Source organism: Enterobacter sp. E12 (assembly GCF_014596715.2).
In the GTDB taxonomy this organism is placed as follows: Bacteria; Pseudomonadota; Gammaproteobacteria; order Enterobacterales; family Enterobacteriaceae; genus Enterobacter; species Enterobacter bugandensis.
Map to the genome: position 1 here is coordinate 3,435,745 of NZ_CP115601.1, position 14,191 is coordinate 3,449,935.

Sequence of the window (14,191 nt, forward strand, 5' to 3'; positions counted from 1 at the left end):
TTTACCGTAAAAAAAACCGGGAGTCTTACTCCCGGTTTTTTTATGCCCGCAATTCTTCCAGCGGTTTGGGTTTGCCTATCAGGTAGCCCTGGAGATAGTCCACGCCGAAGCGTAACAGCATCTCCCGCTGCGCTGGCGTCTCAACATATTCGGCCACCACGCACAGTGATTTCGTCTTCGCCAGATTACATATCGACTGGACGATCATTGCGTCCATATCATCAGTACAAATATCTTTCACGAAGCAGCCGTCAATTTTAATGATGTCTGCCTGCAGGCGTCTCAGACGCTCGTAGTTGGCGTAGCCGGTACCAAAATCATCGATGGCAATCCTGAAACCGTAATCCCGCAGCTGCTGAATGTTGTGGATGCTGCAGCCGGAATTGGAGAAGGCCTGCTCTTCGGTGATCTCAATCACGACAGCCTGAGGCGCAACGCCGTACCGTTCAAAGAGCGCACAAATCTCAGTCGCCACCTCATTTTGCATCAGCGTAAGCGGCATCAGATTGACAGAGAAACGGGCGCCAGCCTGCGTCGCTGGGTGATCGCGCAGCCACAGCAGTAGTTTTTCCATGACGCACATATCAAACCGGTGGCTGAGGTTGAACTGGGCAATCAGGGGAATAAAGCGGTCAGGGGTGATGATCTCGCCCTCGCTCTCCATACGCGCCAGAATTTCGTAGTACCCGCTACCGTCCGCCTTCTGGATCGGCTGCGCATACAAATGGAACTGCCCCGCCTCCAGGGCGTGCTTAATCCGCGCCAGCATCAGGACACGCTCCGTTGTTTGTCCTGATGCAGCTTCCAGGCTATTCGTCAGCGCAAGAACGTTGTGCGCTCCGCAGGATTGCTCGGCCAGCCAGCTCAGTTGCCCCAGCGTGTGGTGCAGTTTCTCACCGTTTTCGACCATTCCCCAGGACGCGCCAAATTCGATATCCAGCCCGGTATTGTTCCAGAAAATCTTACGGCTGTTCAGCCTATCAACCATATGCTGGAGGCGCTCGGCCGTTCCCTGCCCAAGCAATACCAGCACCAGCTCGCTTCCCGGCAGCTGGAAAAGCGTCTCATCTTTTTGCAACAGCGGCTGGAGAGAGGACGTGATCATTCGTTTGCAGTGCACCCGCATGAGAATGCCGTAATGGCGGCTCAAAAACTCCAGATTATCCATTCTCAGGCAACACACTTTGGCATCCGGGTGGTCGAGGAGAAAATCTTCCAGCGCACGAATGTTGGGTAATCCTGTCAGCGGATCGGTGAGCGCTCTGTCCTGCCAGCCCTGCTTCAACCATTCGCTTCGCTGATAGATACGCGACATATAAAGCAGGCAGATAGCAAATGAGATCAGTACCGACAGGATAAAGGAGAGCGAATGGCCCGACTCCACTCCGTTTAGAAAGTTGTAGTTGTAGGTCAACAGCAGAAGCGCAGAGGTGGCCCACAGCAGAGAGATAAGCGCGTAGCTCAGACGGCTAATCGCTAACGTAAAGAGAATGAAAATTATCGGCATCAAATAGCCCGCAATAACAGGCGACTCAAAAGGCGCACATAAAATTGCGATGATGGCGATTAACAGCATCAGCCAGACGAATATATATAATGATTTCTTGTGTAAAAACACGGGCTTCACACTTCGCCGCCAGAACTTGATGGCATAACGAGGATTAATGATCATTCTTAACGGATAATAGAACATCATGGTAAAAATCATCGCCGCGCATATCAGGCTTTGAATATCAACAACGTTATAAATTACCGTTCCTTCGCCGAAGAAAGTTGAGATTGTGACCGGAAAATCAAAGAAATAGCCAGCGAGATACATCGACATTTTAATGCCTATCGGCACCATAAAGCCGAGCCAAAATATGCGTAACCCAATGTGCCTGTTGGGCATACAGTAGCGCCATCGCCGGCCCAGCAGAAGGCGCAGAACACCGCAGGCAGCGAATACGGAGAAAGTCTGACAGAACAGTAATACTGAATATTGTAGTGGTGCTAAATTAACTTTAAATATATTAGCAACCATAAAACTTATCAGAATAGGCAGAATACCGCGGCGCCCCAATAACAGCATAATCGCCAGCATAACGCTTAACGGGAGCCACGCTAAATAAACGTCGTGTTCATTAACAATTGCACGCGGGGAGAGATAACGGGAAACGGGAACCGCAATCAGACAGATCGCCAGAGCAATTATAAATATCTTTACATTATTATACGATTTTCTATTCATTAAGCTGTGGGAGATTATTATCCATTCATATCATTGACCGCATGGATAATAGGTTTATTAATTACGCGAATCAAGTTGAAGTCTATTTATAGACTGATTTATTGATTTCGGTTGAGGTGGGATATGGAAAAAAACCATTTTGGCAACAAAATACGTTGAGGGGTGTTACAAAAACATAAAAAAAACCCTCGTCTTTTGACGAGGGTTTAAAATTTTGGTGGAGCTAAGCGGGATCGAACCGCTGACCTCTTGCATGCCATGCAAGCGCTCTCCCAGCTGAGCTATAGCCCCACATGTGACTTTACTAACCACACTCTGTTGGGTTCAGAGTTTGGTGGAGCTAAGCGGGATCGAACCGCTGACCTCCTGCATGCCATGCAGGCGCTCTCCCAGCTGAGCTATAGCCCCATCGTAAAGCTGTCATGTTGACGGGCGGCATAATATGAATTCCGCCGCGTAGTGTCAACGGCAAAATCAATAGCCGCGGTTCAATCGCCGAAAAATCATGCAAATGAATCACTTTGCGAGCCTGCTCGCAGTCATGAGTTAAGCCTGTCACGTTTTCACGTAAAACGGTGCTATAAAATGAGCCGTTAATTAACCCCACGAATATTCAGGAAATTGCATGATCAAGGAACGAATGACGCCGGAAGAGTTAGCCCTGCTCACTGGCTATAGCCGACAGACCATCAATAAATGGGTACGCAAAGAGGGTTGGATAACGTCGCCTAAGCCCGGTGTCCAGGGGGGTAAAGCGCGTCTGGTGCATGTGAACGAAAAGGTGCGTGACTTTATCCGCAGCGCACGTCGGGCAACGGAAACATCCGCTATGCCTGACGGCATCAGCACTGACGGTTCGCTTCATACCCTACTCCTGACGCTGGCCAATGAAATGACGCCGGAAGAGCAGAAGCAGATGACATCGCTGCTATTGCGGGAAGGGATTACCGGTTTGTTGCAACGTTTAGGGATTCGCGACCAGAATTAATATGAAAAGACTACGTAGCAAAATGACCACGGAAGAGCTGGCGGAGAATTTGGGTGTTGCCAGACAAACGGTAAATCGCTGGATACGGCAGCAGGGGTGGAAAACCGAAGGACTCAATGGCGTAAAAGGCGGTCGGGCGCGGCTCATTCACGTTGATGCACGCGTGAAGGAGCATATTATGAGCCTCCCGGCTATCCGTAACCGCCAGGCGGTTTATCATCTGGCTGAGGTGGCCTCATCCTACAATGAACAGCCTTCACGTCTGCGTCCGGGCATTATCGAAACGCTGGAGAGTATGACTGAGCTTGAACAGCAGCGTCTGGATACCTTACTGAAGCGCGAAGGAATACGCGGTTTTCTTGCTCGTCTGGGTATTGCCGAATAAAAGGCAAAAAAAACGGCAGGATACCCTGCCGTTTTTCTTATAGATGGCTTAATTACTGCTGATTTTCACGTTCTGCAATAAAATCCAGCGCCTTGTTGATGCGCGCCACGCTGCGTGACTTGCCGATGGCATGGACAGTCACGTCCAGCGCCGGAGACTGACCCGCGCCGGTCACCGCAACGCGCAGCGGCATACCGACTTTGCCCATGCCCACTTCCAGTTCGTCTGCAGTCGCCTGAATGGCGTGATGCACATTCTCAGCGGTCCACTCGGTGAGCGCAGCCAGCTTGTCGCGCACCACTTCCAGCGGCTGACGCGCAACCGGGCGGAGGTACTTCTTCGCGGCGTCGGCGTCGAACTCATCAAACTCTTCATAGAAGTAGCGGCAGCTTTCGGCAATTTCTTTCAGCGTTTTGCAGCGCTCGCCGAGCAGTTTTACCAGGTCCGCCAGCTCAGGGCCAGTGCGGGTATCAATGTTTGCCTGCTCAATGTGCCACTGCAGGTAAGTCGCCACATATTCCGGCGGCATGGTATTGATGTAGTGATGGTTGAGCCACAGCAGCTTGTCGGTGTTGAATGCGCTGGCAGATTTGCTCACAGAGCTCAGAGAGAACAGTTCGATCATCTCTTCGCGACTGAAGATCTCCTGGTCGCCGTGAGCCCAGCCCAGACGCACCAGATAGTTCAGCAGCGCTTCCGGCAGATAGCCGTCGTCGCGATACTGCATGACGCTGACCGCACCGTGACGTTTAGACAGCTTTTTACCGTCGTCGCCGTTGATCATGGAGACGTGCGCATAGACCGGAACAGGTGCATTCAGCGCTTTCAGGATGTTGATCTGGCGTGGGGTATTGTTGATATGGTCTTCACCACGGATAACGTGGGTAATTTCCATATCCCAGTCATCAACCACGACGCAGAAGTTATAGGTTGGTGAACCGTCGGTACGGCGTATGATCAGATCGTCCAGCTCCTGGTTGCTGAATTCGATCGGGCCACGGATCTGGTCGTCGAAAATCACCGAGCCATCCTGCGGGTTAGCAAAACGCACCACGCATGGCTCATCAGCGGCATGCTCGCTGTGGTCGTGGCGGCAGCGGCCGTCATAGCGCGGTTTTTCACCGTTCGCCATCTGCTCTTCACGCAGCGCATCCAGACGCTCTTTGGAGCAGTAGCACTTATATGCCGTGCCCGCGACCAGCATCTCATCAATAACAGCGTTATAGCGGTCAAAACGTTTGGTCTGGAAATACGGGCCTTCGTCCCATTGCAGGTTCAGCCAGTTCATACCATCCATAATGGCTTCAATTGCTTCCGGCGTGGAGCGCTCAAGATCGGTATCTTCTATACGCAGCACGAACTCACCTTGGTTGTGGCGTGCAAAAAGCCAGGAATAGAGAGCAGTACGAGCACCACCAACGTGCAGATAGCCTGTCGGGCTCGGCGCGAAGCGAGTTTTGATTTTCATGAAATGGCCTTACGTTATAAAGATGCCGGCAATCGGCAAATCCCGGGGAAAAAACGATGGGCAATATTCTATCACTGTGGGGGGATTCCTCAATGTCGATCCCTTTATCGTGGCGGAGTTTGCTGTTTTTGTTTAGAAATCATGCGCCGCCGCCCGTTTTGCGATCGTTTTGTTTAATTTTACGACGAACGAATAAAAACTTTAGAAAATGCGTTGACTCATTTTCAACTCTCCCTATAATGCGACTCCACACAGCGGGGGTGATTAGCTCAGTTGGTAGAGCATCTCCTTTACACGGAGGGGGTCGGCGGTTCGAGCCCGTCATCACCCACCATCTACTTCGGTAGACTCGCAGTGTAGATAAGAATTGAGATTGGGCGATTAGCTCAGTTGGTAGAGCATCTCCTTTACACGGAGGGGGTCGGCGGTTCGAGCCCGTCATCGCCCACCATTCTCACCTTATCACAGCAGTTCCGAAATGGGCGATTAGCTCAGTTGGTAGAGCATCTCCTTTACACGGAGGGGGTCGGCGGTTCGAGCCCGTCATCGCCCACCATTTCGGGTCGTTAGCTCAGTTGGTAGAGCAGTTGACTTTTAATCAATTGGTCGCAGGTTCGAATCCTGCACGACCCACCAATGTAAAAAAGCGCCCTAAAGGCGCTTTTTTGCTATCTGCGATATAAAAATGTGAACCTGCCGCATTTTCCTCAAGCTAATCCCGTCGGTGCCGATACCTCTGTTTTATAACGCGAGGAAAAAGTATGACGACCATTCAGGCTTCAACCCAACAGATTCAAACCAGCGGCGCGAGTGGCACTTCGAGCAGTAACGATATCTCTGCGCAAATCACCCGCATTCTCGACAAGATCAAAAAGCTGACCCAGCAGTTAAAAGAGCTGGCAAACAGCCCCGGCAGTGCAGATGAGAAGAAGAAGCAGCAGGAACTGATTCAGACCCAGATCAAAGTGCTGCAGGCACAGCTCGCCGCACTGCAGCGCCAGCAGGCCGAAGAAGCTCAGAAGAAGCAGGATCAAAAACTGGGTAAAGTAGAAGGCGTGAATAGCCCGTCAGACACTAATCAGATTGATATCTACATCTAATCGTCTGATGCGTTAAACAGTGGATCGCGTATGCGGGCCTCGGTTAATCGTTGTGCCTGGATACGCACCACTTCCCAGATGGCCTGCGCCGCACCCGAGAGCGAACGATTTTTTCGCCGCACCAGCATCAGCTTTCGTTCGACAACGGGCGTCAGCCGCTTCACCGCCAGCTGGCTTCCCTGCGGCAGGGGAAGCGCCAGAGCGGGCAACACGCTGATACCAATTCCGGCTTCCACCATCGGAAACAGCGTGGCCGGATGACCAATCTCCTGCACGATCGTTGCCTTAACGCCCTGATTCACCAGCGCGGAATCAATCAGCGGGCGGCTGCCTGAGGCATAATCCTGTAAAACCAGGTTCGCCCCCTGCAGGGACTGCCAGCTGACCTCGAGCAACGCTGCCAGCGGGTCGTCGTCACGGCAGAGCAGCAAAAAAGGCTCAGAAAGAACGCTTTCGCATTCCAGATCGCTCACCTGGCCAGGATCGATCACAATACCAAAATCCACATCGCCCTGGCGGATGCTCTCCAGCACCCACTGCTGCGGTCTGTCATGCAGGACAAAATCAATATCAGGATAGCGATGGTTTCCCTCGGCAATACATTGCGGGATAAGGTGCGCGGATATCGTCTGGCTGGCCGCAACCCGCACGGTGCCCGACAGCTGCTGCCCCAGCCTCCCCACGTCTCTGAGCGTGCTGTTCAGCTCATCAAGCAGCCGCTCAAGACGCAGGGCCAGCTGCTGCCCCGCTTCGGTCAGGACCACTTCGCGCGTGGTGCGATCAAGCAACCTAACGCCGGTCTGGTTTTCCAGCTCCTTCACGCTGTGGCTGACCGCCGACTGGCTCAGGCCGATCATTTCACCTGCCCGGCTAAAGCTGCGGGCATGGGCGACGGTGACGAAAATGCGAAGCTGGCGTAGGGAATAATTCATCTGTTTAATTCATGAATGGATGCAATAAATCAATTTTATTTCTCAAATGGAAAAAAGCACAATAGCGACATCTGTTTTCAGGAGTCATTATGAAACTATTTCGTATTCTTGATCCGTTTACGCTCACCCTGGTGGCCACCGTTTTACTGGCCTCGTTCTTCCCTGCTCGCGGCGGTTTCGTCCCTTTTTTTGAGGGACTGACGACAGCCGCCATCGCACTGCTGTTCTTTATGCACGGCGCAAAGCTCTCCCGCGAAGCGATTATCGCTGGCGGTAGCCACTGGCGACTGCACCTCTGGGTGATGTGCAGCACGTTTATTCTGTTCCCGATCCTCGGGGTGCTGTTTGCCTGGTGGGCACCGGTTAACGTCGATCCGGCGCTCTACACCGGTTTCCTGTATCTCTGTATTCTCCCGGCCACCGTGCAGTCTGCCATTGCCTTTACTTCTCTTGCCGGAGGGAACGTGGCAGCCGCGGTCTGCTCCGCATCGGCATCCAGCCTGTTAGGGATTTTCGTCTCCCCGCTGCTGGTGGGCCTGCTGATGAACATGCACGGCGCGGAAGGTAACCTTGAGCAGGTCGGTAAAATCTGCCTGCAGCTGCTGCTGCCGTTTGTCCTGGGCCATCTCTCGCGTCCGTGGACCGGGGCGTTCGTGGCGAAGCATAAGAAATGGATCTCCAAAACCGACCAGTCGTCGATTCTGCTGGTGGTCTATTCCGCCTTCAGCGAAGCGGTCGTGAACGGGATCTGGCATAAGGTGGGCGCAGGCTCGCTGCTGTTTATCGTGGTGGTCAGCCTCGTTCTGCTGGCAATTGTCATTGCGGTGAACGTTTTTGTGGCGCGCAAGTGCGGCTTCAGCAAAGCCGATGAGATCACCATCGTCTTCTGCGGCTCCAAAAAGAGCCTGGCTAACGGCATCCCGATGGCGAACATTCTGTTCCCCACCTCGGTGATCGGGATGATGGTGCTGCCGCTGATGATTTTCCATCAGATCCAGCTGATGGTCTGCGCGGTGCTGGCGCGTCGCTACAAGCGCCAGACGGAAAAGCTGGCGCAGGAAGAGACCCGCGCCGCGAAGGCTTAAGGACGCTTCAGGGGCTGCACCAGCTGGGTCAGCCCCTCGGTTTTGATCAGTAACGTGATAGCCATCAGCTCGCCCAGGCGCCCGGCGGGGAATTCGTCCTTGCGGGCGAACCACAGCAGGTACTCCTCCGGCAAATCGATCAGCCTGCGGCCCTTATATTTACCGAACGGCATCTCCGTATTGGCGATCTCAACGAGCTGCTCTTTCTCCACGTTACTCTCCTAACAGGCGCATCATTTCCGCTTCGTCGATAACCTCAATGCCGAGCTCCTGGGCTTTCGCCAGCTTCGAACCCGCAGCTTCGCCGGCAATCACCAGGTCGGTTTTCTTCGACACGCTGCCCGCCACTTTGGCCCCCAGCGCCACCAGACGCGCTTTTGCATCGTCGCGTGAAAGCTGGCTAAGGCTACCGGTTAGCACCACGGTTTTACCGGCAAATGGACTATCAATTTCTTCGGCGTTGACCACCACCGGCGCGGGCCATTTAATGCCCTCTTCCAGCAGCTTGCCGATGACCTCGCGGTTGCTCTCTTCGGCAAAGAAGTTAAAGACGTGCGTGGCGACGACGATGCCGACGTCCGGCACTTTCTGCAGCTCGTCGATGCTTGCCTTTTCCAGCGCCTCCAGCGTACCAAAGTACGCGGCTAAACCTGCCGCCGTCGCTTCGCCGACTTCACGAATGCCCAGCGCGTACAGGAAGCGGGCGAAGGTCGTCTCTTTCGCTGCTTCCAGCGCGTTAACCACGTTCTGGGCTGACTTCGGCCCCATGCGATCCAGACCGGTCAGTTTGCCCGCCGTGAGCCTGAACAGATCCGCTGGCGTATGGACATACTCTTTCTCGACCAGCTGATCGATAATCTTGTCGCCCATGCCGTCAACGTCCATTGCGCGACGGGAAACAAAGTGCTTAAGCGACTCTTTACGCTGCGCGCCGCAGATCAGGCCGCCCGTACAGCGGGCCACCGCTTCGCCTTCCACACGCTCTACGTCAGAGCCGCATACCGGGCAGTGGGTCGGGAAAACGACCTCGCGCGTATCATCAGGACGTTCTGACTCAACAACGTTCACCACCTGCGGGATAACATCGCCCGCGCGGCGAATCACCACTTTGTCACCGATGCGCAGGCCGAGGCGTTCGATTTCATCGGCGTTGTGCAGCGTAGCGTTACTCACCAGCACGCCTGCGACCTGCACCGGCTCCAGTCGAGCGACCGGAGTAATAGCGCCCGTACGGCCCACCTGAAATTCCACGTCGCGAACGAAGGTCATCTGCTCCTGGGCAGGGAATTTAAACGCCACCGCCCAGCGCGGTGCACGCGCCACAAAGCCCAGCTGCTCCTGCAGCGCCAGCGAATTGACCTTGATGACAACGCCATCGATATCAAAGCCGAGCGTCGGACGGTCCTCTTCCACTTTGTGGTAGAACGCCAGCACCGCTTCCGGCGAGTCGCAGAGCTGAACGCGGTTGCTCACCGGCAGGCCCCAGGCTTTAAACTGCAGCAGACGCCCGAGGTGCGTATCCGGTAACTCACCACCTTCCAGAATACCGACGCCGTAGCAGAAGAAAGTAAGCGGTCGCTTCGCGGTGATGCGCGGGTCAAGCTGGCGCAGAGAGCCTGCCGCCGCGTTACGCGGGTTAGCAAACACTTTCCCGCCGGTGCGACGCGCCTCTTCGTTAATTTTCTCGAATCCCGCCTGCGGCAGGAACACCTCGCCGCGCACTTCCAGACGCGCGGGAATGTTGTCTCCCTGCAGCTTCAGCGGGATCGCGCGGATGGTTCGCACGTTAGTGGTGATGTCTTCACCCGTCGTACCGTCGCCACGCGTGGCGGCGCGCACCAGCACGCCGTTTTCATAGAGAAGGCTGACCGCCAGGCCGTCGAGCTTCAACTCGCAGCACCAGGTGAGGGAATCGCTGCTTTTCAGACGGTCCTGCACGCGCTTGTTAAACGCGAGGAAGCTCTCTTCATCAAAGACGTTGTCCAGCGACAGCATCGGCACTTCGTGACGCACCTGGCTGAAAGCCCCCAGCGGCTCGGCGCCGACGCGCTGGGTCGGAGAATCTGGCGTAATCAGTTCCGGGTGCTGCGCCTCCAGCTCGCGCAGCTCGCGCATCAGCCGGTCATACTCCGCATCAGGCACTTCCGGTGCGTCCATAACATGATAGAGATATTCATGATGGCGAAGCGTGGTTCGCAGTTCAGTGAGTTGTTGTTCGATTGAGTCCATATCGCACCATCAATGAGAAAAAACCCCCGACAGGCGGGGGTTGAGGAGGAGTTGAAGTAAACGCGACAATTACGCGTTGGCTTCCTTCACTTCGCGGATGCGGTCCTGATACTCGCGCAGCTTCTGCGGGGTCATCATTCGACGCTGATCGTCGAGCACCACACCACCCACTTCATCAGCGATGTGCTGAGCGGACTGCAGCATCAGCTTGAAGTTTTGCAGCTCGTCGCCGTAGGACGGCACCTGCATAAAGATAGTGACACCCGGCGTCACGAAATCACCGGTCATTTCCGGGTCAAAGGTGCCTGGGTTGACCATATTGGCCAGGCTAAACAGCGCCGGACCACTACCGTCAGGGCTCAGGTGGCGATGGAAAATATTCATATCGCCAAACTTGAAGCCTGCCTGTTGAATACTGTTGAGCAACACGTCACCGTTGAGATGGCTGCCGTGATGCGCGGCCACGTTCATGATGATCACCGTTTCTTTACGCTGCGGCTTTTCAACAACCGGTTCAGGCTCGGCGACCGGCTCTGGCTCAACGTGCGGAGCCGGAGCGGGCTGCGGCGCAGGCTGTACATGAACAGGCTGCTGCGGCTGCTGCGCAGGTTGCTGTTGCACGGGCTGCTGCACAGGTTGCTGTTGAACCGGCTGTGGCGCAGCGGGCTGCTGTTGGACAGGCGGTTGCGGCGGCTGACGTACAGGTTCTTCCACTGGCTGCGGCGCTGGCTGGCGCGGCTGGGCAGAGGCATACGGCGGTTGATACTGGTGCTGCGGAGCGCGGGGGGCTTCATGCTCCCCATGAGCCGCGCCGGGCGCAGTATTGACCCGATGAACACGAACTTCACCCACGCCGTCGTCGTCGCTACCGGTGATGTCATCTTCAGTGTCATCATCATCACGACTGGACTTCATGCGCTTCAGTGGGCGATCGCGAAACATCGAGGAACGCTCTTTACGGCTGGTCCAGAAACCATGTACCAGTAAAGCGATTATGGCGATCGCGCCAACAATGATTAATATCAGACGCAAATCCTGCATCATTATATTCTCTGTTGTTCTAACACCTTGCCACCACGGCAAACATTTACTCACTAAGAGTATTTGCCGTTTACGTCAAGTGCAAGTGTGTGCAGAGCATTCGCAGCATAAAGATGAAGTAAATCGTGCTTTTTGCTGGTTTTTCGAACATTTCCGAACTGGTCATTGGTCCGCAAGTGGATAATATAGGCGGGCAATTCCACTGGTTGTGAAAAAAGGAGTACAGCCTGGTTATGGTTTCAACATCGTCTTCTCCCCCGCGCAGCGGCGTCTGGTATTTTTCTCAGGGCTGGAAGCTGGTTTCACTGCCAGGTATCCGTCGCTTCGTCATTCTGCCGCTGCTGATCAACATTATTCTGATGGGCGGCGCGTTCTGGTGGCTGTTCACAAAGCTCGAAAGCTGGATCCCGTCGCTGATGAGCTACGTGCCGGACTGGCTGCAGTGGCTTAACTACCTGCTCTGGCCGGTGGCGGTCATCTCCGTGCTGCTGGTATTCGGCTATTTATTCTCAACGATCGCGAACTGGATAGCCGCGCCGTTTAACGGCCTGCTGGCGGAACAGCTGGAGGCACGGCTTACCGGCGCGACGCCACCGGACACGGGCGTGCTGGGGATCGTGAAAGATATCCCGCGCATTATGAAGCGCGAGTGGCAGAAGTTTGCCTGGTACCTCCCCCGCGCGGTTGTACTCCTTGCCCTCTACTTTGTCCCCGGCATTGGCCAGACGGTTGCGCCGGTGCTGTGGTTTCTGTTCAGCGCCTGGATGCTGGCCATCCAGTACTGCGACTATCCGTTCGATAACCACAAGGTGCCGTTCAAAGCGATGCGCACCGCGCTGCGCACCCGGAAGGTCGCCAATATGCAGTTCGGCGCGCTGACCAGCCTGTTCACCATGATTCCCTTCCTTAACTTGTTCATCATGCCGGTTGCGGTTTGCGGCGCGACGGCGATGTGGGTGGACTGTTATCGTGCTAAGCACGCGTTATGGAAATAATGCAAAAATGTGTAAAGCAGGGGTGGCTTATGCCGCCCCTTATTCCATACTGATCCCCATTATTTCCTTGCAGTATATAGATATGCGAATTCCTTACTTCCCCCTACCTGCTTAGCAGGTATGCTGGGTCGGTATCCCAATTTCATACAGTTAAGGACAGGCCATGAGTAAGATTTATGAAGACAACTCGCTGACTATCGGTCATACGCCCCTGGTTCGACTGAACCGTATCGGTAATGGACGCATTCTGGCGAAGGTCGAATCACGCAACCCGAGCTTCAGCGTAAAATGCCGCATCGGTGCAAACATGATTTGGGATGCTGAAAAACGCGGCGTGCTGAAGCCAGGCGTTGAGCTGGTGGAACCGACCAGCGGTAATACCGGTATCGCTCTGGCTTATGTTGCTGCCGCACGCGGCTACAAGCTGACCCTGACCATGCCGGAAACCATGAGCATCGAACGTCGCAAACTGCTGAAAGCGCTGGGGGCGAACCTGGTCCTGACCGAAGGCGCGAAGGGCATGAAAGGTGCCATTCAGAAAGCGGAAGAGATCGTGGCCAGCGATCCGGCGAAATATCTTCTGCTGCAGCAGTTCAGCAACCCGGCTAACCCTGAAATTCACGAGAAGACTACCGGCCCGGAAATCTGGGAAGATACTGACGGCCAGGTTGACGTATTTATCTCCGGCGTCGGCACCGGCGGCACGCTGACCGGCGTGTCTCGCTATATTAAAGGCACAAAAGGTAAAAAAGAGCTGATTACCGTTGCCGTTGAACCTACCGACTCCCCTGTTATCGCTCAGGCGCTGGCGGGTGAAGAGCTTAAGCCTGGCCCGCATAAAATTCAGGGCATCGGCGCGGGCTTCATTCCGGGTAACCTGGATCTGAAGCTGATCGATAAAGTCGTTGCCATTACGAACGAAGAAGCCATCTCTACCGCGCGTCGTCTGATGGATGAAGAAGGCATTCTGGCGGGTATCTCTTCCGGTGCGGCCGTTGCGGCAGCGCTCAAACTTCAGGAAGATGAAGCCTTTACCAATAAGAATATTGTGGTTATCCTTCCTTCCTCGGGTGAGCGTTACCTGAGCACTGCACTGTTTGCCGATCTGTTCACGGAAAAAGAGCTGCAACAGTAGTGCCAGTATGTTAATAACGCGTAAAAAAGCACCTTTTCGGGTGCTTTTTTGTGGCCTGCTTCAAACTTTTGCCCCTCCTGGCATTGCTTCACCCCGATGTGTCTGGTATTTAAACCAGCAATTATTTTGAAGCGTGAAATTAATCAGTGAACGAAATACCCTTGCTGAATCGATTTTATGATTTGGTTCAAGTCTTCCTTTCGCTGCATAATGTTTAATGACGATTGAAACGTCAGCGCTAACAATACAGGCTAAAGTTAAGCCGCCAGGCTAGACTTTAGTTCCACAACACTAAACCTATAAGTTGGGGAAATACAATGTTCCAGCAAGAAGTTACCATTACCGCTCCGAACGGTCTGCACACCCGCCCTGCTGCTCAGTTTGTTAAAGAAGCGAAAGGCTTCACTTCTGAAATCACTGTAACTTCCAACGGCAAAAGCGCTAGCGCAAAAAGCCTGTTCAAACTGCAGACTCTGGGCCTGACTCAGGGCACCGTTGTTACCATCTCTGCTGAAGGTGAAGACGAGCAGAAAGCAGTTGAGCATCTGGTTAAACTGATGGCTGAGCTCGAGTAAGTTTCCGGGTTCTTTTAAATATCAGTCA

The 14,191-nt window shown here is 54.2% G+C and carries 13 protein-coding genes and 6 tRNA genes; 11 read left to right on the forward strand and 8 right to left on the reverse strand.

Features of this window, described 5'->3' with window-relative positions; genetic code table 11:
- Positions 1-40 precede the first annotated feature (40 nt).
- The 3 genes from IB212_RS16425 to IB212_RS16435 all read right to left on the reverse strand — a co-directional run bounded on the left by IB212_RS16425 (position 41) and on the right by IB212_RS16435 (position 2,638).
- Positions 41-2,230 (reverse strand): EAL domain-containing protein, encoded by a 2,190-nt coding sequence (locus IB212_RS16425; RefSeq protein ID WP_041908816.1) that lies wholly within the window; start codon positions 2,228-2,230, stop codon positions 41-43.
- A 215-nt stretch (positions 2,231-2,445) separates the two neighbouring features.
- Positions 2,446-2,521, reverse strand: a tRNA-Ala gene (locus IB212_RS16430).
- Between the two features lie 41 nt (positions 2,522-2,562).
- Positions 2,563-2,638 (reverse strand) — tRNA-Ala (locus IB212_RS16435).
- A gap of 217 nt (positions 2,639-2,855) precedes the next feature.
- Here IB212_RS16435 and IB212_RS16440 point away from each other — a divergent pair.
- A complete protein-coding gene (locus IB212_RS16440; RefSeq protein ID WP_028013988.1) occupies positions 2,856-3,218 on the forward strand; it encodes a YfeC-like transcriptional regulator in 363 nt (120 codons plus the stop codon).
- Position 3,219: 1 nt separating this feature from the next.
- Positions 3,220-3,603, forward strand: a complete 384-nt coding sequence (locus tag IB212_RS16445; RefSeq protein WP_032644902.1) for a YfeC-like transcriptional regulator — start codon at positions 3,220-3,222, stop codon at positions 3,601-3,603.
- Positions 3,604-3,655: 52 nt separating this feature from the next.
- On the opposite strand, the gene gltX is transcribed toward IB212_RS16445, so the two are convergent.
- The gene (gene gltX / locus IB212_RS16450; protein WP_041908814.1) at positions 3,656-5,071 is read right to left on the reverse strand and encodes a glutamate--tRNA ligase; all 1,416 of its coding nucleotides are present in this window, start codon (positions 5,069-5,071) and stop codon (positions 3,656-3,658) included.
- A 258-nt stretch (positions 5,072-5,329) separates the two neighbouring features.
- On the opposite strand from gltX, the gene IB212_RS16455 reads away from it, so the two are divergent.
- The 5 genes from IB212_RS16455 (at position 5,330) to IB212_RS16475 (ending at position 6,171) form a co-directional block, all read left to right on the forward strand.
- Positions 5,330-5,405, forward strand: a tRNA-Val gene (locus IB212_RS16455).
- Between the two features lie 41 nt (positions 5,406-5,446).
- Positions 5,447-5,522 (forward strand) — tRNA-Val (locus IB212_RS16460).
- Between the two features lie 29 nt (positions 5,523-5,551).
- A tRNA-Val gene (locus tag IB212_RS16465) sits at positions 5,552-5,627 on the forward strand.
- Between the two features lie 4 nt (positions 5,628-5,631).
- A tRNA-Lys gene (locus tag IB212_RS16470) sits at positions 5,632-5,707 on the forward strand.
- 125 nt (positions 5,708-5,832) lie between these two features.
- A complete protein-coding gene (locus tag IB212_RS16475; RefSeq protein ID WP_041908812.1) occupies positions 5,833-6,171 on the forward strand; it encodes a FlxA-like family protein in 339 nt (112 codons plus the stop codon).
- Here IB212_RS16475 and IB212_RS16480 read toward each other — a convergent pair.
- Entirely contained in the window at positions 6,168-7,103 is a 936-nt protein-coding gene (locus IB212_RS16480; protein WP_041908810.1) for a LysR family transcriptional regulator, read from the reverse strand. The genes IB212_RS16475 and IB212_RS16480 overlap by 4 nt on opposite strands.
- An 89-nt stretch (positions 7,104-7,192) precedes the next feature.
- On the opposite strand from IB212_RS16480, the gene IB212_RS16485 reads away from it, so the two are divergent.
- Positions 7,193-8,188 carry a bile acid:sodium symporter family protein gene (locus IB212_RS16485; RefSeq protein WP_041908807.1) on the forward strand — a complete coding sequence of 332 codons (996 nt, stop codon included), beginning with the start codon at positions 7,193-7,195 and terminating at the stop codon, positions 8,186-8,188.
- On the opposite strand, the gene IB212_RS16490 is transcribed toward IB212_RS16485, so the two are convergent.
- The 3 genes from IB212_RS16490 to zipA form a co-directional block, all read right to left on the reverse strand.
- Positions 8,185-8,400 (reverse strand): DUF3820 family protein, encoded by a 216-nt coding sequence (locus IB212_RS16490; RefSeq protein WP_003861328.1) that lies wholly within the window; start codon positions 8,398-8,400, stop codon positions 8,185-8,187. The two genes, IB212_RS16485 and IB212_RS16490, sit on opposite strands and share 4 nt — an antisense overlap.
- Position 8,401: 1 nt before the next feature.
- Positions 8,402-10,417, reverse strand: coding sequence for an NAD-dependent DNA ligase LigA (ligA, locus tag IB212_RS16495; protein WP_028013993.1), 2,016 nt, complete (start codon positions 10,415-10,417; stop codon positions 8,402-8,404).
- Between the two features lie 69 nt (positions 10,418-10,486).
- A complete protein-coding gene (gene zipA / locus IB212_RS16500; protein ID WP_041908806.1) occupies positions 10,487-11,461 on the reverse strand; it encodes a cell division protein ZipA in 975 nt (324 codons plus the stop codon).
- A 230-nt stretch (positions 11,462-11,691) separates the two neighbouring features.
- Here zipA and cysZ point away from each other — a divergent pair, with 230 nt between their 5' ends.
- From cysZ to ptsH, 3 genes are all read left to right on the forward strand, one after another.
- Positions 11,692-12,453, forward strand: a complete 762-nt coding sequence (gene cysZ / locus IB212_RS16505) for a sulfate transporter CysZ (protein WP_028013995.1) — start codon at positions 11,692-11,694, stop codon at positions 12,451-12,453.
- 163 nt (positions 12,454-12,616) lie between these two features.
- Positions 12,617-13,588 carry a cysteine synthase A gene (gene cysK, locus IB212_RS16510; protein ID WP_028013996.1) on the forward strand — a complete coding sequence of 324 codons (972 nt, stop codon included), beginning with the start codon at positions 12,617-12,619 and terminating at the stop codon, positions 13,586-13,588.
- Positions 13,589-13,905: 317 nt separating this feature from the next.
- A complete protein-coding gene (gene ptsH, locus IB212_RS16515) occupies positions 13,906-14,163 on the forward strand; it encodes a phosphocarrier protein Hpr (RefSeq protein ID WP_000487600.1) in 258 nt (85 codons plus the stop codon).
- Positions 14,164-14,191 lie beyond the last annotated feature (28 nt).